The organism is Nostoc sp. T09 (assembly GCF_002154695.1).
Lineage (GTDB): Bacteria > Cyanobacteriota > Cyanobacteriia > Cyanobacteriales > Nostocaceae > Aulosira.
The window spans coordinates 43,296-65,970 of sequence record NZ_MTAV01000027.1 but is presented as its reverse complement, the minus strand read 5'-3'; the positions used below and the strand labels follow the sequence as shown (position 1 = coordinate 65,970).

At 40.9% G+C, this 22,675-nt stretch carries 23 protein-coding genes; 14 read left to right on the top strand and 9 right to left on the bottom strand.

The window, feature by feature from the left end:
- The first annotated feature begins 2 nt into the window (after nucleotides 1-2).
- The 11 genes from BV372_RS07970 (at nucleotide 3) to BV372_RS07920 (ending at nucleotide 6,953) form a co-directional block, all read left to right on the top strand.
- Complete coding sequence (locus BV372_RS07970) at nucleotides 3-2,744, top strand: hypothetical protein (protein ID WP_086685609.1); 2,742 nt, start codon at nucleotides 3-5, stop codon at nucleotides 2,742-2,744.
- Between the two features lie 2 nt (nucleotides 2,745-2,746).
- Nucleotides 2,747-3,589 (top strand): hypothetical protein, encoded by an 843-nt coding sequence (locus BV372_RS07965; RefSeq protein WP_086685607.1) that lies wholly within the window; start codon nucleotides 2,747-2,749, stop codon nucleotides 3,587-3,589.
- 127 nt (nucleotides 3,590-3,716) lie between these two features.
- Nucleotides 3,717-4,076 carry a hypothetical protein gene (locus BV372_RS07960; protein WP_143845022.1) on the top strand — a complete coding sequence of 120 codons (360 nt, stop codon included), beginning with the start codon at nucleotides 3,717-3,719 and terminating at the stop codon, nucleotides 4,074-4,076.
- Nucleotides 4,077-4,079: 3 nt separating this feature from the next.
- Complete coding sequence (locus BV372_RS07955) at nucleotides 4,080-4,442, top strand: hypothetical protein (protein WP_086685603.1); 363 nt, start codon at nucleotides 4,080-4,082, stop codon at nucleotides 4,440-4,442.
- Nucleotide 4,443: 1 nt separating this feature from the next.
- On the top strand, nucleotides 4,444-4,806 hold the full coding sequence (locus tag BV372_RS07950) for a hypothetical protein (RefSeq protein WP_086685601.1): 363 nt from the start codon (nucleotides 4,444-4,446) through the stop codon (nucleotides 4,804-4,806).
- Nucleotides 4,799-5,164 carry a hypothetical protein gene (locus tag BV372_RS07945; protein WP_086685599.1) on the top strand — a complete coding sequence of 122 codons (366 nt, stop codon included), beginning with the start codon at nucleotides 4,799-4,801 and terminating at the stop codon, nucleotides 5,162-5,164. The genes BV372_RS07950 and BV372_RS07945 overlap by 8 nt, the downstream gene beginning before the upstream one ends.
- Nucleotides 5,165-5,180: 16 nt before the next feature.
- A complete protein-coding gene (locus BV372_RS07940) occupies nucleotides 5,181-5,495 on the top strand; it encodes a hypothetical protein (RefSeq protein ID WP_086685597.1) in 315 nt (104 codons plus the stop codon).
- Nucleotides 5,495-5,806, top strand: coding sequence for a hypothetical protein (locus BV372_RS07935; protein WP_086685595.1), 312 nt, complete (start codon nucleotides 5,495-5,497; stop codon nucleotides 5,804-5,806). The genes BV372_RS07940 and BV372_RS07935 overlap by 1 nt, the downstream gene beginning before the upstream one ends.
- Nucleotides 5,806-6,381: a hypothetical protein gene (locus BV372_RS07930; protein WP_086685593.1), complete on the top strand. Its 576-nt coding sequence runs from the start codon at nucleotides 5,806-5,808 to the stop codon at nucleotides 6,379-6,381. The genes BV372_RS07935 and BV372_RS07930 overlap by 1 nt, the downstream gene beginning before the upstream one ends.
- The gene (locus BV372_RS07925) at nucleotides 6,382-6,756 is read left to right on the top strand and encodes a hypothetical protein (protein ID WP_086685591.1); all 375 of its coding nucleotides are present in this window, start codon (nucleotides 6,382-6,384) and stop codon (nucleotides 6,754-6,756) included.
- Nucleotides 6,753-6,953, top strand: a complete 201-nt coding sequence (locus BV372_RS07920) for a hypothetical protein (protein ID WP_086685590.1) — start codon at nucleotides 6,753-6,755, stop codon at nucleotides 6,951-6,953. The genes BV372_RS07925 and BV372_RS07920 overlap by 4 nt, the downstream gene beginning before the upstream one ends.
- A gap of 342 nt (nucleotides 6,954-7,295) precedes the next feature.
- On the opposite strand, the gene BV372_RS07915 is transcribed toward BV372_RS07920, so the two are convergent.
- The 4 genes from BV372_RS07915 to BV372_RS07900 form a co-directional block, all read right to left on the bottom strand.
- A complete protein-coding gene (locus tag BV372_RS07915) occupies nucleotides 7,296-9,158 on the bottom strand; it encodes a glycoside hydrolase family 2 protein (protein ID WP_086685587.1) in 1,863 nt (620 codons plus the stop codon).
- A gap of 172 nt (nucleotides 9,159-9,330) precedes the next feature.
- Entirely contained in the window at nucleotides 9,331-9,471 is a 141-nt protein-coding gene (locus BV372_RS07910; protein ID WP_256973114.1) for a hypothetical protein, read from the bottom strand.
- 544 nt (nucleotides 9,472-10,015) lie between these two features.
- Nucleotides 10,016-13,336 carry a protein DpdE gene (gene dpdE / locus BV372_RS07905; protein ID WP_086685582.1) on the bottom strand — a complete coding sequence of 1,107 codons (3,321 nt, stop codon included), beginning with the start codon at nucleotides 13,334-13,336 and terminating at the stop codon, nucleotides 10,016-10,018.
- Nucleotides 13,337-13,388: 52 nt separating this feature from the next.
- Entirely contained in the window at nucleotides 13,389-13,703 is a 315-nt protein-coding gene (locus tag BV372_RS07900) for a hypothetical protein (protein WP_143845020.1), read from the bottom strand.
- 167 nt (nucleotides 13,704-13,870) lie between these two features.
- On the opposite strand from BV372_RS07900, the gene BV372_RS07895 reads away from it, so the two are divergent.
- Together BV372_RS07895 and BV372_RS07890 are read left to right on the top strand one after the other, a co-directional pair.
- The gene (locus BV372_RS07895) at nucleotides 13,871-14,107 is read left to right on the top strand and encodes a hypothetical protein (protein WP_086685578.1); all 237 of its coding nucleotides are present in this window, start codon (nucleotides 13,871-13,873) and stop codon (nucleotides 14,105-14,107) included.
- 25 nt (nucleotides 14,108-14,132) lie between these two features.
- Complete coding sequence (locus tag BV372_RS07890; RefSeq protein ID WP_086685664.1) at nucleotides 14,133-14,396, top strand: hypothetical protein; 264 nt, start codon at nucleotides 14,133-14,135, stop codon at nucleotides 14,394-14,396.
- A 134-nt stretch (nucleotides 14,397-14,530) separates the two neighbouring features.
- Here BV372_RS07890 and BV372_RS07885 read toward each other — a convergent pair whose 3' ends face one another.
- The 3 genes from BV372_RS07885 to BV372_RS07875 all read right to left on the bottom strand — a co-directional run bounded on the left by BV372_RS07885 (nucleotide 14,531) and on the right by BV372_RS07875 (nucleotide 17,754).
- Nucleotides 14,531-15,349 (bottom strand): SDR family oxidoreductase, encoded by an 819-nt coding sequence (locus BV372_RS07885; RefSeq protein WP_086685577.1) that lies wholly within the window; start codon nucleotides 15,347-15,349, stop codon nucleotides 14,531-14,533.
- A gap of 89 nt (nucleotides 15,350-15,438) precedes the next feature.
- A complete protein-coding gene (locus BV372_RS07880; protein WP_086685575.1) occupies nucleotides 15,439-15,678 on the bottom strand; it encodes a hypothetical protein in 240 nt (79 codons plus the stop codon).
- 12 nt (nucleotides 15,679-15,690) lie between these two features.
- Nucleotides 15,691-17,754, bottom strand: a complete 2,064-nt coding sequence (locus BV372_RS07875) for a hypothetical protein (protein WP_256973113.1) — start codon at nucleotides 17,752-17,754, stop codon at nucleotides 15,691-15,693.
- A 511-nt stretch (nucleotides 17,755-18,265) separates the two neighbouring features.
- On the opposite strand from BV372_RS07875, the gene BV372_RS07870 reads away from it, so the two are divergent.
- Nucleotides 18,266-19,132, top strand: coding sequence for a lysophospholipid acyltransferase family protein (locus BV372_RS07870; protein ID WP_086685573.1), 867 nt, complete (start codon nucleotides 18,266-18,268; stop codon nucleotides 19,130-19,132).
- A 308-nt stretch (nucleotides 19,133-19,440) separates the two neighbouring features.
- Here BV372_RS07870 and BV372_RS07865 read toward each other — a convergent pair whose 3' ends face one another.
- Together BV372_RS07865 and BV372_RS07860 are read right to left on the bottom strand one after the other, a co-directional pair.
- The gene (locus BV372_RS07865; RefSeq protein ID WP_086685571.1) at nucleotides 19,441-20,379 is read right to left on the bottom strand and encodes a geranylgeranylglycerol-phosphate geranylgeranyltransferase; all 939 of its coding nucleotides are present in this window, start codon (nucleotides 20,377-20,379) and stop codon (nucleotides 19,441-19,443) included.
- 966 nt (nucleotides 20,380-21,345) lie between these two features.
- Complete coding sequence (locus BV372_RS07860; RefSeq protein ID WP_086685569.1) at nucleotides 21,346-22,674, bottom strand: sensor histidine kinase; 1,329 nt, start codon at nucleotides 22,672-22,674, stop codon at nucleotides 21,346-21,348.
- Nucleotide 22,675: the final 1 nt, after the last annotated feature.

The following is a 22,675-nucleotide window of genomic DNA, read 5'->3' as shown; positions in this document are numbered from 1 at the left end:
TTGTGAGTGATTTACAATTTGCGACCTTAGATTATGCCAGCGCTGAACTGTACACTTCGCTCACACAACAACCCAGTACAGCCACTCCGCTAAATTTACCGCTTGAAGATTTTAGTAAAAAACCACCTTCTACAAACTTAGATCCATTAAATGAAGCCTTTAGAATACAAGACCAACAAAGGCAGCAATCACTTTTTCAGCAGCAACGCGAAGCCCAACAACTTAGAGAACAAGCTCTAAGAGAAAGAGAAATTGCCCGCAATCAGCAATTACTGAATAAGCGATCGCCAATTGATGAACCGGGTCCAGTTCAATCTAGGGACTATGAGGCACAGTATGAAAAACCTGTACCTATAGAAGAATTTCACCCCAAACCCTCAACAGCCGAGCCACCAACCACACCCCAAACATCTGGGGCAAGACCAACTCCGGAAACTGCGCCGGGTGTACTTCCCAAAACTGGATCGCCTACAAAGCCAGTCTCGGCAAGTGTTGATTTACCGGGTGTATTGCCTCGCTCTGTTCCCACTGCTATCGGTCGAGCCGCCATACCAGCCGCCTTTGCAGCTGTTGATTTCGGTGTAAGAGTTGTCAATGGTCAATCAGTCAATCAAGCTGCTTTTGGTACGGCCGGGGGTGTAATTGGTGGGATTGCTGGCGCTGCTATCGGTGGCGCGTTAGGTGGTCCGGTCGGCTCAGTCGTTGGTGGACTTATTGGCGGGGCAATTGGTGGAAATATTGCTGACTACATCTGGAAGCAAGTCGGACCGCATACCGGGACTCCTCCAGTTGATGCACCTACAGGACCTTACCCATTTTTTGGTGGTCAAAGCCCTAACGTATCCTACAAAGTATCTTGTGATTGGGATTTTTACTTCAATGGCAATTTTCAGAGCACTCAACACTTTGAAACAAGTTTTGTAAATGGTGTTGTTGTTACTGTTGGTGCAGGTAATCCTATACCTGGTAGGTCTTCAGTTGGTGCTTATGTGCTATTCCGCAGACCTAATGGAGATATTGACCAATCTGACGCTGGATTAGGTTTTTACCCAGGATGCGAGTGTAAAAACGTTCGTAATATCTCAATAACTCGCCAGGATGGATTGCCTGATGACGGTGGTAATCCTGCACCCTACCCTATACCGGGTGATTACAGATTACCTGGCAGTGTTGGTCATCCTGGCAACAGTGAAAGTTATCCACCGGGTGGAAATCCAAATAGTAATTCACCAGGTAGTAAGCCTCCGGCGGGAGTGTCTTCGGGTGGACCAGCAACCGGGAATAATCGCCCACCTTCAGACAGTGCAACTGGCACAGGTTCCCCAGCCCCCAGAAAAAACCCACATCCTGATTATTCACCTGGCGGATTAGGCGGAAATCTCCCAGGTACAGCACCAGCCCCAACCCCAAACCCACAAGGCAACCCCTCAGCAATTGGTGGTAGTAGTACAGGAACGGGAAGCAGTCAAGGCATCCCCTCAGCTAATCCCGGTCCAGGTGTTGATACAGTTACTCTTACCTCCCCAGTTGGAGGTGTAAGTCTTGGACCGTCAGGACCCGCGCAGCCTGTTCCACTCGGTAGCACTAAATCAGGTTTTAAACCCTATCCCACTGAAAACAGTGTTACCAAGCCACCGGGAGCAGAAAACCCCAATCCAACAAAAACCGATAAACGGATTGAAGACTTAGAAAAAGAAATTATCAGGCAAGGTTCAGCGCTTGCGATCATCACAGGACTGCTCCAGCAACTAAACAATAAGCCAGCAAGCAATCCACTCAGCAGAGATGCAACAAAGAGCGCTGTACAAGAGGCAGTTTGTGAGATTGCACAACCTGATAAATGCTTAGGCGCACCGATTAAAAATGCTGAGGATGCAGCTAAGAGTAACGGTGATAAACTTGATGATTTAGCAACACAATTAGCAGGTTTAAACACAGCAGGGAACGCTGTACAAATAGGACTTCTCAACACGATTAACGCCAAAATAGGCGAACAGTTACCCGGTGGATTAGCAGGGAAACTCACACGTTTTAGCCAGTGGTTGCAGCTTGACAGAGCATTAAATCTAATGATTCTTGCTACAACAATTCATAATGGATTAATGCTCAGTAATGACATCGGACAAACCCTACTTGGTGCAATTAATAATATTCTTCAGGTAATTGGGTTAAAAGGTGATGATGGACAGGCTTTTAATCTTGGCTCAGTCGTTAGCGGTGGAATTGAAAATTTAATTAAATCTATTGTTGGTGAAGAAAATTATACGGTTCTAAATGCCGCATATCAAAAAGCTAACCGCATCTATCAAGCTACAACTAATGTTCTCAATCAGTTGATGAATGTTAATAGCATCATCACCAATGCACTAGAAGTAATTGGCAGTTACACCGGAAAGATAGGTAATGCTCTGAGGATTTGGGGTGTTGTAGGCGAGAAAGCTTACTCTTGGATGAATCCACAACCAAGCTTCGATAACAAATGGATTGGCAAACTTCAGCAATTACAAGAAGGTGCAAACACTGTAGCGATGGTTGCACAAATCCCAGTTGATGCTGTCAATGCAGTTACAGAGTTGAATAACTCCACAACTGGCTTAATTAGTGCAATTAAGCAGGACCCAGACACTAAAAATGGTGTTGATGTAGGTGAAGCAGCCAAGGTTAAACAGGAAAGAGAAGAGGCTAAATCAGTTAGTTTTGTGCCTAATTTTGATATTTCAGACTTGTTCGATGCGGATGATTAACAATGGCAGACTTACCAAGTAACTTTGATAGTTGGGAACATTTACAGAATACTTATATGCTCGAATATAACAAGCGAGTTGATAAGTTTTTTAGTGATGTTGCTGGAAATGGTGATTTGTCTAACGTTCGCTCAAGTTTAAAGTTAGCTTGTCGATTAGTTGATGGAGATAATCAAGCGACTTGGAATTTACGTACTTCGTTGTTTTTTGATGTTATTGGCTATAGTCGTAAAAATTTATCTATTTTTTACGGTAGTAGCATTGACACTAATTTACCTGTTGCAGGTCATCCACAATTATTTTTATATTTTTCACAAGATTCTCAAGCAGTGCCAGTTAATGGTAAGCGATTGGATCATGAGAAATCATGCAGATTAACTAGGTATGCTTCTAAGTCTGGTCAATCATTGCCAGCTATTACCAAAGCCAATTTATTAGAAATTGCCACAGAGATAAAACAGCAGTTTGTTTCTGGTGGCAAGGGAATTGTATACACTGCTGGAAAGGTATCGGTAAGCTATACAGACCCAGCTAATGGTTTTCCTCGCGGTGGACGGTGGTTAGTAAATTCAAAGTCTGAGGCGATTACGCTTTATACAAAATTATGTAACGTGGTTGATCGACCGTTTGACATTAATAAAATCAACGTCAACACCCCAGAAAAAGACAGCACAACTCAAGTGATCACTGCAACGGATACCGTCTTAGGTAAACAGTACAAGGAGTCTGCATATAGACCAGTGGCTAACCTACGGTTTAGGTATGCTTATGTATCCTTCGGTAGCAACATCTCACCAATTTTTCTGATAGATACCACTTACAGAAATACTGCATTACTTGCGTAAACTGCATCAAACATGAAAATCATTCCAGAACACAGAGAAATGTATAACATTTCCAAGTGCAGTAATGCCTTTGAAGCCGTGTTATCCCTGGATAAATCACATTTATCCGAATAACCAAGAATCACTTATGGCCACAAGAGTATCGGGAGTTGAGAATGTCCCTCACGTGGTTGGCTCAGGAGATAACCGAGTTTTGTTAGTTCTGCCTGATATTTATTCCTCGTTTGGCGCTGCTATTGGAGTAGTAAAGCTAGTGGGCGATCCTCCAGCAGGAGTACCTAGCACAACGGTTGGTAGAGCAATTGCAGAAGGTTTAATCCGCAAAATTAAAGTCTCTTACATTGGTGCTAACTCTAAGCGTAAAGTAGCAACTTTGGTTGTAGCTGGTGACAAGGCAGCACAAGCCAGAGCAACTTTAATCGGTGGTACTTACAACAACTACAAAATCAAAACAGCTTACTACCCGACTTCTATTCAACTTGGGTAATTTATGCCCAAACTTCAGAAGTATTTTATCTCCGATGCTGCTTTTGATAAATTCTACTTTCGCTCAACAGCAGGACTTTATAACAGCATCGGTAGTGCAGTGACGGGAATTTACCCCGCACCAGATAACGAAAAAGATTTACCAGAGTACACAGTCAAAAACCTGTTGCATAAAGGCTTATTAATTAAGCTGTCTGCAATTGTTGTAGTAAATACCAAAAAACGCTCAATCGATCTACTTTGCAATAGATTAGTTTTTCCAACAATTTTAGATACTGCATTGGGTAAAAGCTTTTCTATTACTGGTGGTGCTTCTGGTCAAATCAAGTCTTTAAATCAGCAACTCAAACAAGTTTCTAGAGGATGAAATGTCAAAGTTAGACAAATATATCGCCACTGTTGGCACAAATAAATATGCTTTTCGTGCTCCTGCTGGTCTGTATGCGGGTGCTATCGCCACAGAAACAGGAATCGCGGTAGCTTCCGATGCTGAACAAGATTTACCAGAATTTGCAGTAAAGAACCTATTACGTAAAGGCATTCTTCGTAGGGTCCGAGCTATTACAAAAACCTCAGCAGGTAGACCTAGTAGCTTAAAACTGCTTTGTACTCAGGCTAAATTAGCGACAATTCTTGATGCATTGCAAGGCGACACTTACACCATTACTGGTGGTGGTAATGGAACTATTACTAGTGTTGGCTTTGCGCTTCGTGTCGTAAGTCGTGGCTAATTGGGATTTGATTGGAGAATTAACTGTTAGCAATAGCTGGCAGTTATTCACTGATACCGTAACAGTAGACACTTTTAGAATTACTACGACAATTTCCAATCTTGATGATTGGAATAAATGGAAGTTTAAAAGTGCTGCTTATTTGCGTTTTCAATATGCTGATGATAGCGCTTCGATTAAATATTACGTTCGCGTTCTTGATGAACCTACTATTTATGTGTTTGCTGTTCCCGAAGAATTGAGAACGCAAGGGATAATTATTAGAACTCCATCAATTATCAGAGCTTCGCGCTATCTTCCTATCACGCCTGAAGGAAATTTTGCTGACTGGTCTTTTAAGTTAGAAGCTTTATTGTAAGTATTCACTTCAAACAATGATTAATAATATTTCAGTTGCAGAATCTAACAATAGATTTAATAACTGTAGCAATGATGAAAAAACCTTAGTAGCTAATGCTAAGGCTGAGGTTCTAGACCAAAATACTGATAGAAGATACGCAGCATTTATTAATAATTCCGTAGTTGACATTACTTTAATTCTTGGCAGCACCGAGAAAGGTGCTATTAACAAAGGAATTGTTTTAAAACCTCGCGGTAGCTATGAAATCAACGCTAATAATTTATATCTTGGAAAAGTTAGCGCTGTGTCTGCTTTTCCCTGTAAATTAACTTTTGTGGAGTGTATTTAATGGGTCTTTATAATCCAGCATCGGTGACGGTTGTTGAATCCACTAGTAGCACTTCAACACCTACTACAGTTGCCTCTAGTGCTACTACTGGAACAATCTTAGCAGCCAACTCCAGCCGCAAAGGTGCAACGATTTGGAATGATAGCACTGCTACTCTCTATCTTGAATTTGGTGCAACTGCAACAACTGCGGCATTTACTGCCAAATTGTCAGCGGGTGGTTATTATGAAGTGCCATTTCACTACACTGGGGTAATTTCTGGGATTTGGTCGGCTGCTAATGGTAATGCTTTAGTTAGAGAGCTAACCTGATGCCACTATTCAATAGTGATATTTTGGTCAACGTTGATCAACATCCAGGGTTTATCTCAGGTAAGTACTACGCTTACAGTCCTTTTGTGAGTTCTAGTGTTAACTCTGGCGGTACTAGTGGGTTGGCTGCTAATTCATTGATTTATGTACCAATGTTTATTCCTAAGAATATTACTATAGACAGACTTTGGTTAAGAGTTCAAAGTGCTGTAACTAGTAGTTTAACTAGATTGGGTATATACAATAATCTCAATGGATTACCTAGTAGCTTATTGGTAGATGCTGGCGAAATAGACACAAGTTCACCAGCAACAAAAGAAGCCATAATTAGCACTTTTTTGGGTATCGGTTGGTATTGGATTGCTAGTAATTGCAGTGTTTCTCCGAACATTTTAGCGGCTGCGACGATGATGGGAATGGAACATTTTTTAGGATTTCCATCGACTTATTTAAGCCCTGCTGCATACTGCTATATGCAATCTAGTGTGACGTATGGACCATTACCAACCACAGCGCCAGTAAGCAACCTAGCTGCTAGGTCAACTGCGCCATTTTTTAAATTTAGAGTTGCTTAAATGGAAATCCTAGAAACTTATCACAATGGGCAATTAGTAGAAGTTACAGAAGTTGAATCAATCCCACTTCCTAATATTTCACAATTTAATACTCAGATGATGTTGGCTGATAGCTATAGTCGACTCATCGCAAATACTGTCAATCAACAATGGAAAACTAGGTTAGAAATTGCGGCTGTCAGGTTGGAATTAAAACCCGAAATTACTCAAGCAGACCTAGAAACATTTAAATTTATTTGGGATAACGTCGTTGATGCTGTTCCATCTGGAATTTTAACTTCTGTTGACGGTGAGGAATGGAATCAAATTTCCACATCGAACAATATGCCTTTTTACTTTGGCGATGACTTCAAAATGATTGTGAGGGGAGAATGATTGGTGTTGATATTGCAGCAGGTGGCTTAGTACTAGCTGCCCTAACTTTTTTATTAAAAGCCACAGGTGACATGAAACGAGACGCGGCTGAGGCTGCTATGCACCGTGAGAGGATGTCTGGACAGCTAGAGATTATTGTTTATCGAGTGACTCGCATTGAGAAACATCTAGACGAGAACACAAACCGAGTTATTTAAATGTGGGGATTCACTATCCTTGTAAGAATTTATCTTAGGGAGATTGTCACTATGCAAATCCCGATAATTATCAGGTTTATACAAAGCCAGAAAATATCATCAGTTAACATCATGTCATTATGTGTGTGATTAAGCTGGGGATTCACTCTAGTGGTTGATCGCAAAAGTTATGACGAGTTGCGAGAGGTCAGATCCCCGACTTCTTGAAGAAGTCGGGGATCTTGTAACCCAGCAAAATTAATGCGATGAACCACTAGCCATTGTGACACAGTGAATACATTTAGTATTTGTCTCCTCCGGCACCGCTTGCAAATAGCCAGAGGGAACTGCGAGTTCGCAACTTTAACACCTACTGGGAGTGCAGAATCCCTCACCTGAAAGAGTTGCAGCCCGGATTGCCTCAAGGGGGAATTTTGGCGTGCGATCGCTGTACAACAAACCGTTAGCTTCTTGGAAAGTATCAGTAAATTGTGTGTAACAGAATCCACTGAACAGTTCAATACTATTAACGGTTTCGAGTAGGGCAGTGTATTTCATTTCTAACTCGGACACACTCCAGCAGCGTTCATATCCCCAAACTTGAGCTGCATCTGGCTCGTCATCAGGGGCATAAGCAATACCACCAAACTCTGATAGCATAACTGGTTGCCCTTGATGTGGATAGTTGTCGAGTGTAAGGATACGTCCTCCGGGGCGCTTATGATTGAGCATATCCGATACCTTCATCTCTGGCCCATAACGACGAACTAATTGCTGCGGCTTGGTGTCATAGTCATGAATTGCCAGAATGTCTGTATCCGTACTTTCCCAGCCATCGTTACCAATCACTGGACGAGTTGGGTCGAGGGTTTTCGTTAAGTGATACATTGCTAAAACATAGTTGCGGTGAGCTGCTGTCTCGACTAAATTCGGCACTCCCCAAGATTCATTAAAAGGCACCCAAGCAACAATACATGGATGGCTGGAATCTCGCTTGATGACTTCATTCCACTCCCGCGTCATGCGGTCTACTGCTTTGCGGGTAAAACGATAAGCGCTGGGCATTTCCTCCCATACCAATAACCCTAAAACATCTGCCCAATATAAAAAGCGGGGGTCTTCAATTTTTTGGTGTTTGCGTACTCCGTTGAAACCCATTGCTTTAATGAGTTCTACATCACGTCGCAACGCCCGATCGCTGGGTGGAGTCATTAGCGTATCTGGCCAGTAGCCTTGATCGAGAACGAGGCGTAAATAGTAAGGGCGACCATTGAGCATAAAGCGATCGCGCTGTACGCTCACAGTTCGCATTGCGGTGTAAGATTTTACTTCATCCAGTAGGCGATCGTTGCTCCACAATTGAATTTCCGCATCAATTAACGTTGGCTTTTCTGGACTCCACAATAATTCATTACGGAAGTCGTCAATCCCAGGATCTGCAAGGGCTATACGGCGGTTAATTTCCCCGTTCAATAATTCGAAGGTATCATTTGCCAACACTTTATTGCCAATGCTCAATTTCATCTTGATTTGTACGCCAGAAGCAGGTACTTCACCCGCCAGCGCCGCTTCAAAACCAACTTCCCATCGCTCAAAGTCGGAATTCCAGCACAGATGGCCTAGATAAGTCTTACCCACCCACTCAACCCAGACTGTTTGCCAAATGCCGCTAGTGCGAGGATACCAAATACTGTGCGGTTTCAATTGCCAATCTTGCTTACCGCGAGGTTTGGCGAGGTCTTGTGGATCATCTTGCGCCCACACTGTTACTTTTGTGGTGCCACTGTCATTCAAGACGTGGGTAATATCGAGCGAGAAATTGGTGTGTCCGCCTTCATGTTCAGCTATATATTGATCGTTAACCCAAACACGAGCGCGGTAGTCCACCGCACCGAAGTGTAACAGCAATCTACCATCTCCTTCTGGTGTGGCAAATTCCCGCTCGTACCAACAGTTCGGGTGAAAATTTGTGTCACCTATCCCACTTTTATTTGATTCAGGAGCAAACGGAACTTCTATCTGATGAGTCCATTGCTTGAGATCGCTGGGTTGAACGCATTTTCCTTCGTCATCAAATGCAAACTTCCACAAACCATTTAGGCTTTGCCAAGGCGATCGCTGTAACTGTGGACGTGGATGTGTTATTTCTTCCCAGTCAAAAGCATTCTCGCCATTGTTCTTAACTGATAACGCAACTCCACTATTATTAATATCTAATAACTTCATTAAACCCTCTTTTTTATTGGCATTACATTAAATTTAAAATGTTATACATTAATAAAATCAAGATTTCTTGAAAGACATTATTTATTTTTTTTCAATTAAACAATCAAAATTGATTCTAATCAAATACGAATATGTATTTTGAGAAATATTATTACCTTAAATCTTACTTTTCCTATGTTAAAACGCTGCTTCTGTTATCTAGTTTTTGAAGTTGGCTATTCAGCCAGGTAGAACCTCTAACTATACAGTTATAACAAACATCTCCATAGCTATCACCGCGATCGCTCGATATAATTAATCTTGCGTCTCTCATCCTTAACTGCTGCTTACATATTAGGCAGATTTGGTTAAGATCCAAGCTATTACATTCAATTTGAAATTGCATAATTGATTACCACAGGCAAACTTTCGCTTTGTGTGTTCCCAAAAAGTTTGCTTGGTTAGTAGTATAAAAATATTTTGATTAGCTTGGCTTCTACCAAAGGAATAGAACTATACCAGATGAAGATATAAGTAAAAATACTTTTTGTAAAGAAATATAAAGAAAAATGCTGAATAATGAGCTAATTGAATGATTGATCCCAGGTAAATAAGCTAAGTTCGTGAAAGCAAAAATATTGGCGGAATTTTTCTAGGTGTTGATATGTTTTTAATTAATGTAAATTAACATCTGACTAGACTCTCTCCTGCATTTGAGCCGACTTTCAGCTGAAGCTCTCAAAAAAACTGTGCTTACCCAAACCAGCGACACTCTCAAGAATATCGAGAGTATGGCTGATTTGGGCTACTAGAGCTACAGTTTGATTGGTGTGCTTACCTTGAAGCAAAATTCGCTTTCCAAGGCTGATGAAAGAACATTAAAAACTACTGGAGAAATTCCCAGACAAAGGGTGCCCAGATACAACAATGAAACCAACAGAATCAAGTTGAATCTCCGGTTGACGAATTCCGTTGAGAATGGCTGCACTTAAAGCAGTTTCTATTTTCAGTTCTTCAGCTAGAGTATTATTCCCAGTTTCTCGCTTCAAGCGTAAACGTAATTGTTCTACTCTCTGCGCTAATTTTTGCTCGGCAACTTGAGCATAATGTCCGCATAATTCAATAAAATCAAGACGTTCGGTAAGTAATTGCTTAGACGTATCACGCACTTGATAGCAAATGTTTTGCCAATTATTAGCGGCAACAAAATTGTCAATAATCTCTAGACGCTCCTTTGCCAGATTATAATCTTGTGCTCCCTTGCTATTTTTATCTTTACTATATGGACGTTGTAGAATGTTTAAGAGTAATTCATCTTGAACATCACATAAAACTTCAGAACGAGCATCAATAAAGATAGTTTTAATCACAGGAGGAAATAAAGCATCGACACGCCTTTTCCAGATATTGTATTGAAAACTATCTAGTTGAGAATCTGCTAAAATTTTTTCAGCGCCTTTGAGATTGCCTTGAACTAAATAGTTACATTGAAAACCAAACCACTCCTTTCCTTTAGGAGTATCCCAAGATGCATCTTGACGCCAAATAGCAAAAGCTTGACCTCGGTCATCCCATTCCACATACTTCAAGAGTGAATCTACCAATGCTTCGCCAATTCTTAAAAGCTTAACGCCAGAATTCTGGTTAGCTACTCTGCGGTTATAAGTACCAAACTGGTCTATATTACTGTTAGCAAAGTGAGTTTTAAATTCGTCTACACTAATTAATGTTTGCTTTGTTGCTTGATAAGAATTTACATCTTGCAATTCTGGACTATAAACTGATTTGAAGTGTAATGCCTGCGTAATCCAACCTTCCATAGCTCGTTTGATTTCAAGATGTTGACTATCATAATCATCTAATTCTTGAAAATAGGTACTACCATGTTCCTGAGGATTAATCTCATCTAAAGCATTTTCTTCACTTAGTTTTATCTCCTCCTGAGAAATTTCTTGTTGAATTGTTGCTGTAGCTTGTAATAACCCACTGGCACCTGATTGAAATAGAGTAGTTTCTAATTCTGGTAACTTCCTACTAATATAAAACTGGAAACTGGCAATTGATTGATTGAAGATAATAAGTCCGTCTTTAAGGAGATGATACCAAGCACTATGAAGACTGTCTTCTAGATCAGCGCCAACTAAGACAGTAAAATTAACATCTGTAGAACGACCAATCCGGTCAATTCTGCCGATTCTTTGTTCTAGCTGATTGGGTGCCCAAGGGATGTCAAAATTAATCATCCAATCAATAAATTGAAAGTTATGACCTTGCTCGCCTGAAGAGTCGCAAACTAATATAAAACAATTAGGGTTGCTTTGAAACTGGTTTAAATTTTTCTCAACTTGTGCAAGGCTTTGTTCTGATTGATGAGTAGCAACACTTGCTGCACCAAAAGTCATAGATAAGCAACGAGCGATTTCTAGGCAACTTTGTTTAAAACCAGTGAATATCACAATTTTTGGCCAAGAATCACCTGGAATAGGTCTTTGAATCCTCTGTTTTATTCTCTCGCTTAGTTGGTTAATATTACTACGAAATGATTGCAGTCCCAGAATTTCTGATAAACGATATAGGAGGATAATTTTTAGTAATTCAATGCGATCTCCATCTTCTGATGGTTGGGCAATAATTTGTCGCAAGGATGCCAAAATCTCTTCTTCTCCAGTAAACTTTGGAGTTTGAGCCAAAATATTGACATCATCATTGCCAAACTCTTTGATAAGTTCAGGATGACGAATTCCACTTAAACGTGCTGCAATTACTTGTTCTAAAATGCCTAACCAGGTACCAGCAGCTAAGAATAACAGTAGAAAAATACGTCTATAATCCTCTTGTTTAGGAGCGACAGTACGCCATTTCTCAATCAGTTCATGGATGTCAAAAGAGCGCTCATCTAAATCGTATTCTTCTTTAGGTATAATCTGGCGATTAAATATGACATCTTTTACGCCAGTACGACGGTTACAAAGTACTCGGCGGTGTAGTCGATAAGTATCACTGATGTGCGTACAAATTGCCTGAATAATTGTATCTTGTTCACTAGAGTTTGTTTGTAAACAATTTTGACAAGCCTCTATTAGATTTAGTAAATACTTATCTTCAGGTAATAAATTTTGCAGTTGTTCTAAGTTGCTTTTAATATTTGAAGGATTTGTATCTTTTCTTAATGAGAGGATAACTCGACCAAGGAGTTGGAGACTTTGGGTTTGAGCGTGAAAATCCGCTAAATTATCAAGTTTATAAGTTTTTGGTTCAAGTAAGTGCAGCATCACAAGAAAATCTTGTTCATGGCTGAGAACAGGACTGCCAGATAATAAAAGTAAACGTTCGCTTCTATGGGCCAGATGTTTGTAAGTCTCAAAACGCTGGCGTACTGCTGTTTCCTGAGAATTAGCCATTGCTGCAATTTGGCGAGCTTCATCTATAATCAGCAAGCCAATATTCGCTTTTGGGTTGATTTTATGTACATCATCAAACGCCAGCACTACTACTCGTTTGGGAAAATTAGAGATATAAAATTTCTTTTCTAATTCATTGCGCCATTGTGGAAGTAGATTTCCTGGAACAAGTACCACTGCACCTTTTTTTGGTTCATCAAGCAGATATTGACGTAGAATTACACCTGCTTCAATAGTTTTTCCTAGTCCTCCCTCATCTGCTAATAAGTAGCGTTGAGTTACATCTTCCAGTACACGTCGGACAACTTCAACTTGATGCGGATAAAGATTAATATTTGCGGAAATCAATCCGGTCATTCCACGACTAACAGCGCGCTGCTTAACTAAGCATTTACGCAAAGCCAATCTTCTGTCGTGCAAGTAAGGCGTTTCGTGACCTTTGATCGCTAAAGTTTCAATAGGATCTTTGATCGCTAGATTGCAACGGACGTAAATTTCTTGTTCTGTAATAATTACAGTTTTTTTATCTGGTAAATCGATCTGATACTTTTCAATGTCTTCGTCCCAGGCAAAAATTCTGCCAATTATCCATTTATCCTGGTTTTTTAGCTTGATATAGCATCGAGTTTGGTGCTGTAGTTTAACTTGAGACAGTGAATTTAAAGGTAAAGATTTTTGTAGGCGTTGCCCTGGTGAGCAGAAATACTCAACAAGGATATCGCCATGAGTCATGTCAACAACCTTTCCAATCCCCAAAGCATTATTTGAGGACTTTACTAGTGAGCCAAGCTTAATCATAGTTTCAGTCCCCTAAGCATCCTAAAATAATTTCCCAGAATGTTTGAAAAACTCATGTCTGGAAATTTTGCAGAATTTTCATTGTAACTGGTTTTTGTGAGTTCGATTCTAGTGCCGACAATTTTTGAAACTCCAGAAAAAGCACACTCAACAGTTCAAGTGGCACTGTTTCACACAAGCTACAGCTGAATGTCACACCCGCAGTTGGAAAAAACTTTTTTTGGGAAGTCCAAAGAAGCAGAGAACGGCGATCGCTCACGGCAGACAGATATATAGTTGAGGTGATGTGGTTCTGATTTACAAGCCTGGTGTCCAAAGAAGTTGCGATCGCCCAAACTATCGACATTCCCAGAAATAACGAGCGCATCGTTAATCGAGTTACAGTTCTTGATCGAGCCGCTTTGGTTAGATCTTCTAGCGATTCAAGTATTTATTCTGGAGTAATTGTGTTGATTGATCAATTCTTCAACAAGAATTAGGCAGATACAAGAAAATTGTGCAAATATAAAGAAAAGCTTAAGAGGTTAGAGGCTCATGATCACTGCCAAAATGATGCAACAGCTTTGGGCTGTAATCGAGTCTACTCATGTCAGTACCTTACTCCAGTTTGATGACGTAGCTTTAGTACAATTGCTCCTCCAGCAATTAAAAGCTAAGCAAGGACTCGACGCACAGGCAGATAGTAGCCTCAATACTTACATAAAATCTAAATTGCCTCTAATTCGAGATACCGCTGAAGGGCGATTATCTTTAGGGCAAGAGAATCATTAATACAAAAGTTCACCAATACAATATGATGAATCACTGGCTAGGTATTGCCCTTGTAGCTTATCTAATTGGAGCAGCGATTGAAGGGGTAAGTACAGCGAGCCAGCTATCTCATTCATTGCCGGAATTAACCAAAGATCAGCAAGAGCAACCTTCAGAGTCTGCTAATCGACTTCAGGAGAAATGGCGTGTTTTTGTTGCCATTGCCTCCGTAACTGTTTGTGGAGCCTGCATTTGGCCGTGCCGTCTGTTTCACCGTTTAATTAAAGCGAACGTTTCATCTGAGGACTAGTACTGCTGCCGAGTAAGTCAAAAGTCAAAAGAATTGTATTCCGGTCTTTTGCAGCATGGGGAACTGGGAAGAGTATAAGATTTGGGCGCAAAGCCCGATCAAGAAAAAACTATAGTTTTCAAAGTAGACGTGGTTTAACTTCGTTCTTCCATACCAAAGACGCGCCGGAAAAGTGACTGCATCAAGCCAGGAGACAAGTGATAAACTGCTTGCCAAAGGTTTGTTGTGCCTACCATGACATCAGAATGCTGATTCTTGACTGCATCCCAAATTGATTTTGCTACATCTTCAGGCTTTTCTAGCACAGGAGTTTGAACTGCTTTATCTACCAATTCAGAACGCGCCTGAGCTGTTTCTTCGTTCTGACCGCGAAAGATTGCCCGTTCCATCAGTTGGGTACTAATAAAACTGGGATAAATTCCGCTAACGTGAATGCCTTTAGGTGATAACTCTGCGTGTAGCGATTTTGTCAACCCAGTTATGGCGTATTTACTGGTTGTATAAGGAATTTGGTAAGGAATCGGTTCTATACCACCAATAGAACTGACATTAACAATGGTTCCTTGGCGACGTTCTAAAAAATGGGGCAGGATGGCATTAATAGTATGGACGTAACCCCACAAATTAGTATCAATTATCTGATGCCAATCATCTAAACTAAAATCCTCGACAGGCCCCAAGCCAAAGATACCTGCATTATTAATTAATACATCTATGTGACCAAAATGAGCGATCGCCTTCTGGATCAGGTTGTTCACTTGTAAAGGATCTTTCACATCTGTAGAAATTGCGATCGCTTCTCGGCCAAGTTCCCGTATCTCTGCGGCGGTAGCTTCTAAACGGTCAAGTTGACGAGCTGCCAGCACAACATCATAGTTATGACGGGCAAATAATAATGCTGTAGCTTTGCCAATTCCTTGCGATGCGCCTGTGATAATTACTGTGTTAGTCATATGTCAGTGTTAGTTCTCTGTTGCTTAAATACGAGATGAGCATCATATCTGACCGTAATTTTTCGGAGAGGCAAGATGCCCAACGTTAATTATTGGTGGGTTTTAATTTCCTTGAGTAACGCCTCATCAGAGTATTCTTCTTCCCAGTCACCCTTTAACTTCAGCCGAACAGACTGTGCGCCGCCACTGGGAGTGCAGACAACCCAGTAAGTATCTGGTTCTCCTTTAACTTGAGCTGCATCTTGAGCTTCCGAGTTATCAGAAAGGCCTGAAAATGCTTGAATACAAGTCCATGTAATTCCATCTGAATCTCTAATTTCTCTTTCCATGTCTATTGTTAGTTAACGTGAATTGGGTAAAACTTCTGGCTGATCGTCCAAACTGAGGAGGAATTGTATTAAATCTGTTTGTTCTTGAGTGGTAAAGCCAGCTTCTTTATCTACCCAATAAGCGTGTCCACGACCGTCTACATTTGACTTTTGCAAATCTGAATTAGCTTGGTTAGCTGCAACTGTCGCTTCACGAAGATTGCGGTCAACCAACACGCGTAAACTTGCCTCTGGGTCGGGTAAAATATTTTGCATTAATGTGCCAACCATACCAAGTTGCTCAGGATTTGCGACTACAAAATGTCCGTCCTGCTCATCTTGCTTGAGTGCTGCGGCACTAGCAGCCACCCCACCATCATGTAAATAAGGCGCAGTTAAATAAAGCCCAATCAAGCTTGGTACTTTATAACCGCCGGCGGGATTATTCATGCCAAAAGCTAACTGTTGTGCTTTTTGTGGCGTAATATCTGTAGAAACTTCTAACACCGGAGGATTAGACGGTAAGGGCACAGAGATACTGTTGGGATAAGTTTCGGGTGTAATGAAGTTCTTAGCGAATGGTGCTAATGTAGGGGCCCGTGATGGTTGAGTCCCAATCTCGTTTTGGGCAATCACATCATGATTAGTAAAGTAGCGTCCACTATGACACTCAATGCAGCCAGCACGAGTAAATACAGCAGCGCCTTTTTGTAGAGTAGCAACATCACTTACTTGAATGGGTGGTGGAGCTAGAGTATTCTGCCAAGCAGACATCGCATTAAGCTGTTCGCCAACGGGGAAGTCGGGGGAAGATGCCATTAATCCATCCAACATGAACGGCGAACCTTTGGGATATCCAGGCATCCGAATCACTTCATTAATTGCAGGTTCTCCGGGTGTGGGATCGATTTTGTCAAAAAATTCTGATGGTTTTGCACCTTCAGGTAATCTAAAACCTGGATTTGCTGCGTTTTGCAGAATTATGCCTAAATAGGTTTCTTTATCAATTCCTAATAAAGATTGACTTCCATCAGCGCCATTTGTCGCGTCTGAATTAGTGGCGTGGACGTTGCTATTTAAGGTAGTCAAACCATGAAACCAAACAATTGCCGAATGACCACTCCAACCGTAAGGCCAGGCATCAAAAGTATAAGATGAGGGATTTTGTGAGGGATTGTTTACTAAAGTGCCAGTAGAATCAAAGTTTCCCGGTGGCCAAGTTAGTAGTTTGGCATCAACTGCATCCTCTACAGCTTTAGCATCTGGTAAGCGGGATTCTTCACCATCAGCGTTGATGTAAGTATGTTCTCCCACCGGAATTTGAGTAGGATTGACATCTGTTTGACGAAACATAGCTGCGGAATTAGTGGCAAATGCCAGAACCAAACCTGTATTCACGTCATTGTTTGGTGCGCCTTCTAAGATGCGTCCACTTTCCCTGTCAACTGTGGCGTGACATAAAGCACAGGTAATACCAAATCTCAACTTACCTTTAGTCAGGCTGGCACGCATACCTAGTGGTACAAGGGAATTTGCAGGTACGTCTAATCCTGTATTCAACAATGTGCCTGCTTTAAAATTGCGTCCACCAATTGTCACATCTTCATTGATGGGGATTTGGAGATTGGTTGTATGCTTACCGCCAAGTTTTGCGATCGCCTGACCCACGGTGATCAGATTAATCGGGCCGTTCAGTGCTCCAACTACATCAGTTTGGAAAATTTCATTACCAAAAGTTTCCGAGTAAAAAGCATCCCGCCCCAGCTTTAAAGTTTCTTCTGTGACAGCAAACGCCCCATTTTCAGGAGATAGTTGTTTGCGTCCATCTTCTGTCTCTAGTAAACGTGTTGCCTCTTCCTTATTAATCGCATATCCCAAAACATCATAAGAACCAACTTCTTGAGGTGCAGCCTGTGTCACAGGTGTAAAAGTCTTATCTATACTGGGAGTTTTACCTAAAACAAATTCTAGTCTGTAGCCGAAGAAGCTAACAAAAATAACTAAAAATAACAGTATGCCAATAGTCCGCCATCTATTTTTTTGAGACTCCATTTTAGGCGTATTGGAATCTTTAGTGATACTTGGTTCAGTTTTCATAGTTTTGATGTCATAGCTGCAACTCTTACGTTAATGCAGTTACATTTAAGCGGAGCATTGAAGTAAAAGCCTCATCCTTATAGACGATTTCATCATTCATAGCTGAACCACAGGGTACTTATTCTGCTTTGAATAAAGTGCTTTGTATCTACTTTGCTACGACGTCCAATCTCACCAATTCCAAAGTATTGCGATTGCTGCACCAACATCAACAGATAAGCCTTTCAGGCTTTTTCGTCCGTAATTTGCTTTTTAAGCGATTTAATTTCTCTAAGTACTTAGTATCAGATTTAATAAAGTAGCAAAAACTATTACTACATCTTAGAAGCTAATTTTCCTCGACCGCTTGGGATAATATTTATCTATCTCAGGAGTTATAAAATAACGCTTTCAACTTATCCCAGTTAAAATATTATCTAAAATCCAAATCTCAGCTTTTACATTAATAAAATAAATATGCAAATAAAATTAGGATTGTCTGTGAGTAAATTAAATTTTTAAGGACGGCTATATGACCAATGATTTGTTTGGAAAGTCGAAGAATGTATCTGCCTGTATACCAGGTTGGTCATTAACACAGCGAGATGCTCAGTTTATTGAGATGTTAATGCCTGTATGGGAATGGTTTTACCGTTACTACTTTCAAGTAAAAACTGATGGATGGCATCATATACCAACAGAAGGAAAGGTACTACTAGTTGGCTCTCATAATGGGGGAATGGCTTCTCCCGACCTGATAATGATGATGTACGATTGGTTTTCTAGATTTGGAACTAAGCGTTTGGTTTATGGTTTAATGCATCCTTCCGCTTGGAAGGTAAGTCCCAAAATAGCCGAACTAGCTCAGAAACTAGGAGCCATTGTCGCACATCCAAAAATGGCTAGTGCTGCTTTTGATCTAGGTGCTAGCGTTCTCGTATATCCAGGCGGACAATATGATATGTTTCGCCCTCACAGCCAACGCTATAAAATTAATTTTGCAGGTCATAAGGGCTTTATCAAGCTAGCTTTAAAACAAGAAGTTCCTATTATTCCTTTGATATCAGTAGGCGCTCATGATACCTTGATAGTTTTATTTGACTGTTATGATTTAGTAAAACAATTGCATAATTGGGGATTGCCGTGGTTATATCAAATAGACCCAGGAGTCTTTCCAATATACTTAGGTTTACCTTGGGGCTTGTCTATTGGTCCACTACCTAATATTCCTCTGCCTGTGCAAATTCATACTCGTGTCTGCCAACCAATTATTTTTGAACGATATGGCAAAGATGCAGCTAGAGATCGCGACTATGTGAATGCTTGTTATGAATTAGTTCATATCCAAATGCAACAGGAGTTAGATAAATTAGTTAGGGATGCTCAAAAATCTAGCTAAAATCTCAGTCTTTTAAAAAATATCTAGTTTTCGGCAGAAAAAGCCCGTAAGTAAGAAGCTGTAGCAAAAAAGGAAGACAGGACTTACGCTTGGGTAACAGAAAAACGTAGACACGAAGTGGCTTCCCGTTCGGCGAAGCCGTTCTCGAAGAGTAGGGTACCACAGAGGACACAGACAAATAAGAGTTTGAGAGGTTTTTTGCGTAAGTCCTAGAATAAAAATTGTGACCTGGTTTACTCTGACATCTTAAGAAAGTTGGGTTTTTGAGACTGTTAGGGCAAACCCATGTAACCCCAATACCCCTCAAGTTACAATGCTGGAGCCGTCCCTAACAGCCCTAATATTCCCAAGAGCATTCCAATACGATCCCAAAAGACAAATCCTTCGTAAGCACTCACGCTATCTTGCTGTTGATAGCGTGACAGTGCGATGGTTACAATCAGCATCATCACTGTGGAGAAGGCTAAAAATAAGAGGGGATGTGCCATCGGCAATAGTAGCAGTGCTATTGGAATGGACACAATCAACGTGGTAATTAATCCCCAAGCAATCCAAAAAGCTGTTTCCTTTCCCCAGCTATTGGCAATTGTGACAATTCCCTGACTGCGATCGCCTGGTGTATCGTGTAAATCCCAGATAATTTCCTTAGCTAATATATAGAAGAATAGGAACCAGATTGGGTAAAGCATTGCTAAAGGTCGATCTCCAACCAAACTACCCAGAAAAATTATCGCCGCAGTGATCGTTGCCACAATGAAATTCGCGAAAATACCGCTTTGGAGTAGTATATGGGAGTAATTCCAGAGCAAGATGGAACTCACAATTACCAAAAGCAAGCAAGAGATTCCTAAAGGAATGGCCGCGATCGCCGCACCGATAAACAAAATCAAAGCCGTCCACCAAACTTGAGCGGGTGAAAGGCGGCCAGATGGGAGTGGTCTTTCGGGATGATCTATGCAATCTTTATCCACATCCCAATAGTCATTGATCGCACAAGCCGCAGAGTGTGTACAAACTAAAATAGTTGCCGTTAATAGATATTGCTGTAATGTAGCTGCTGAATTCAGCGCATAGATTGTGGCACAGCCTGCTAAAGCTGCAACAATAGCAACTGGTAGTCGAAAAAGTTGAGCAAAATCACGAATCAGTCTGATTTTGTTACTTTTTTCAGGAGAAGGGAAAGCATTTTCTCCTGACGCAGAAGTGAACGCAGCAGCTTTTTTGTTAATATGCAATTGTTCGCTCATCACCAACCTCACATATTTTATGTGGGTAATCACAAACACCATTTCATTCCCATAGCTATTACCCCTGAACAGTTACGAAAAATCTCTGCTCAGTCGCTGCGTGAGCATCAACTTTGACTCGTTCAGCTCTAGGCTATAGGGTATTCAATATAGGCGAAAAACAAATTTTAGATATTTATTTATGAGTTTGTTTTTTTGCCACCTACTTACTTAGTTTATCTCATATATATGTATGTAGGGATTTTGTCAAGCTGTTTGTAAAAAAAAATCTGCAATTTGCTATATAGCTCGGTAGAGCTTGGTAACTTTAGCTTCTCATCTCTCTAGCCTTTTTCTTTTAGCTATCGAGACATTGAAAAGAAACGATTTTTTAAATTGGTATTATTTAGCGCTCGCGGTAGTATTGGCATGGTTTTAGTGCGGGCGTAATCATGCAAATCATCGGTGCCATGCTGATGTTAATCGCAACAATTTCATGCCAATTACAACTAAGAAAATCTCAAGCTTAGAATTAATAAGCGATCGCCGCAGGATAACAACCAGGTTGCACCGAATCGATGCAAGCAAGGTTGTCTGCGGTAACCAATGATATCATGTCCGTTCAATTGAAGAAGAATCCAGAAGCCAGAATTCAGGAATCAGAATCAATTAGTGGGGGATTCAGATCCGCCACTGTCTTGAAAAGTTTCCTGCGGAGGGAAACCCTCCCGCAGAACTTTTCGCTAATTGTAGACCGCTAAATTTTTAATTTAGCGGGGGTCTTAAACCCACTTATTCATCCGCTACTCGTACAGAATTCATACGCTCATTCTGACTCCTGACTCCTGAATTCTATTTAGATAACCGTCATTGCGACCATAGGGAAGCAATCCCAATAACCTAGCGATTGCGTCGTTTCACTTCGTTCCACTCGCAATGACATAATCAGGCTGATTTGTCGGACATCATTAAATAACAACTGACTGTTTAAGCAACTTGGGCAACTCGCTGTTGAATTGGAATTTGAATGACAAATTCCGTTTCTTTTCCAGGTATGCATTGACAGGAGAGCCTACCGCCATGCTTTTCTGTAACAATCTGGTGGCTGATTGATAACCCTAATCCGGTGCCTTTTCCAGAAGGTTTGGTTGTAAAGAAGGGATCAAACAACTTGGCTTTGACATGTTCGCAAATTCCTGGACCATTATCAGTAATGTAAATGCCGATCCAATCATCCCCCATCATGGTGGTGCGAATCTTAATGCGGCTTGGTTGCTTTTGAATCTCCTCAAATGAACGCTGTTGATTGTATTCATCTAAGGCATCAATGGCATTGGCGAGCACATTCATAAATACTTGATTGATTTGTCCAGCGCAGCACTCAACTAACGGTAACTGACCATACTCTTTAACTATTTCAATACCAGGATGTTCTGGTCTTGCTTTTAAGCGATAATTCAAAATCGTAAGTGTACTATCAATACCCTCATGGATATTCATTGGTTTCATGTTGACTTCATCTAAGCGAGAGAAAATCCGCATAGACTGTACAATTTCACGAATACGTTTTGCACCGATATTCATTGAGTTGAGCAGCTTTAACAAATCATCCTCGATAAAATCTAAATCAGTCGCTTCCAGTTCTTTTTGAATGCGAGGGGTGGGATTGGGATATTCTTCTTGATAAAGATGCAGGAGATTCAGGACTTCTTGGGTATATTCATTGGCATGACTAAGATTGCCATAAATGAAATTCACGGGGTTGTTAATTTCATGAGCAATTCCAGCTACCATCTGTCCTAAGCTAGATAGCTTCTCGCTTTGAATTAACTTGATTTGCATTTGTTGTAGGTCGTCATAGGCAAGGCTGACTTCTGCAACTTTATGCTCTAGTAAAGTATTTTTTTGCTCCAATTTCTGTGCTAAATCATAGATTTTTAAGTGCAATTTAACCCGTGATAAAACTTCTTCTTGCTGGAAAGGTTTGGTGATGTAATCCACAGCGCCAACTTCAAAACCTTCAACTTTGTTGGCAGTATCAGAGAGCGCAGTCATAAAGATGACCGGAATATCTTTAGTTGCCGGATTTGCCTTCAATTGACGACAAGTTTCAAAACCGTCCATCTCTGGCATCATCACATCCAACAAAATTAACTCGGGTAGAGCATATGTAACTCTTTCTAGAGCTACCTTCCCAGATTTCGCTACCCAAACTTCTAAGCCAGCCTGATCGAGGGCATCAGACAAGACACCTAAATTGGCAGGATTATCATCAACAATCAGAACTGTTGCAGATTGTTCAGTTACAAGATTCATA

Bases quoted from the DNA above. Each gene is read 5' to 3' on its own strand.
- BV372_RS07885 (WP_086685577.1), bottom strand. From the start codon at position 15,349: ATGACTAACACAGTAATTATCACAGGCGCATCGCAAGGAATTGGCAAA.
- BV372_RS07950 (WP_086685601.1), top strand. From the start codon at position 4,444: ATGTCAAAGTTAGACAAATATATCGCCACTGTTGGCACAAATAAATAT.
- BV372_RS07915 (WP_086685587.1), bottom strand. From the start codon at position 9,158: ATGAAGTTATTAGATATTAATAATAGTGGAGTTGCGTTATCAGTTAAG.
- BV372_RS07925 (WP_086685591.1), top strand. From the start codon at position 6,382: ATGGAAATCCTAGAAACTTATCACAATGGGCAATTAGTAGAAGTTACA.
- dpdE (WP_086685582.1), bottom strand. From the start codon at position 13,336: ATGATTAAGCTTGGCTCACTAGTAAAGTCCTCAAATAATGCTTTGGGG.
- BV372_RS07875 (WP_256973113.1), bottom strand. From the start codon at position 17,754: ATGAAAACTGAACCAAGTATCACTAAAGATTCCAATACGCCTAAAATG.
- BV372_RS07935 (WP_086685595.1), top strand. From the start codon at position 5,495: ATGGGTCTTTATAATCCAGCATCGGTGACGGTTGTTGAATCCACTAGT.
- BV372_RS07895 (WP_086685578.1), top strand. From the start codon at position 13,871: ATGATCACTGCCAAAATGATGCAACAGCTTTGGGCTGTAATCGAGTCT.
- BV372_RS07900 (WP_143845020.1), bottom strand. From the start codon at position 13,703: ATGCGCTCGTTATTTCTGGGAATGTCGATAGTTTGGGCGATCGCAACT.
- BV372_RS07965 (WP_086685607.1), top strand. From the start codon at position 2,747: ATGGCAGACTTACCAAGTAACTTTGATAGTTGGGAACATTTACAGAAT.
- BV372_RS07860 (WP_086685569.1), bottom strand. From the start codon at position 22,674: ATGAATCTTGTAACTGAACAATCTGCAACAGTTCTGATTGTTGATGAT.
- BV372_RS07870 (WP_086685573.1), top strand. From the start codon at position 18,266: ATGACCAATGATTTGTTTGGAAAGTCGAAGAATGTATCTGCCTGTATA.
- BV372_RS07865 (WP_086685571.1), bottom strand. From the start codon at position 20,379: ATGAGCGAACAATTGCATATTAACAAAAAAGCTGCTGCGTTCACTTCT.
- BV372_RS07960 (WP_143845022.1), top strand. From the start codon at position 3,717: ATGGCCACAAGAGTATCGGGAGTTGAGAATGTCCCTCACGTGGTTGGC.
- BV372_RS07940 (WP_086685597.1), top strand. From the start codon at position 5,181: ATGATTAATAATATTTCAGTTGCAGAATCTAACAATAGATTTAATAAC.
- BV372_RS07880 (WP_086685575.1), bottom strand. From the start codon at position 15,678: ATGGAAAGAGAAATTAGAGATTCAGATGGAATTACATGGACTTGTATT.
- BV372_RS07910 (WP_256973114.1), bottom strand. From the start codon at position 9,471: ATGAGAGACGCAAGATTAATTATATCGAGCGATCGCGGTGATAGCTAT.
- BV372_RS07930 (WP_086685593.1), top strand. From the start codon at position 5,806: ATGCCACTATTCAATAGTGATATTTTGGTCAACGTTGATCAACATCCA.
- BV372_RS07920 (WP_086685590.1), top strand. From the start codon at position 6,753: ATGATTGGTGTTGATATTGCAGCAGGTGGCTTAGTACTAGCTGCCCTA.
- BV372_RS07955 (WP_086685603.1), top strand. From the start codon at position 4,080: ATGCCCAAACTTCAGAAGTATTTTATCTCCGATGCTGCTTTTGATAAA.
- BV372_RS07890 (WP_086685664.1), top strand. From the start codon at position 14,133: ATGAATCACTGGCTAGGTATTGCCCTTGTAGCTTATCTAATTGGAGCA.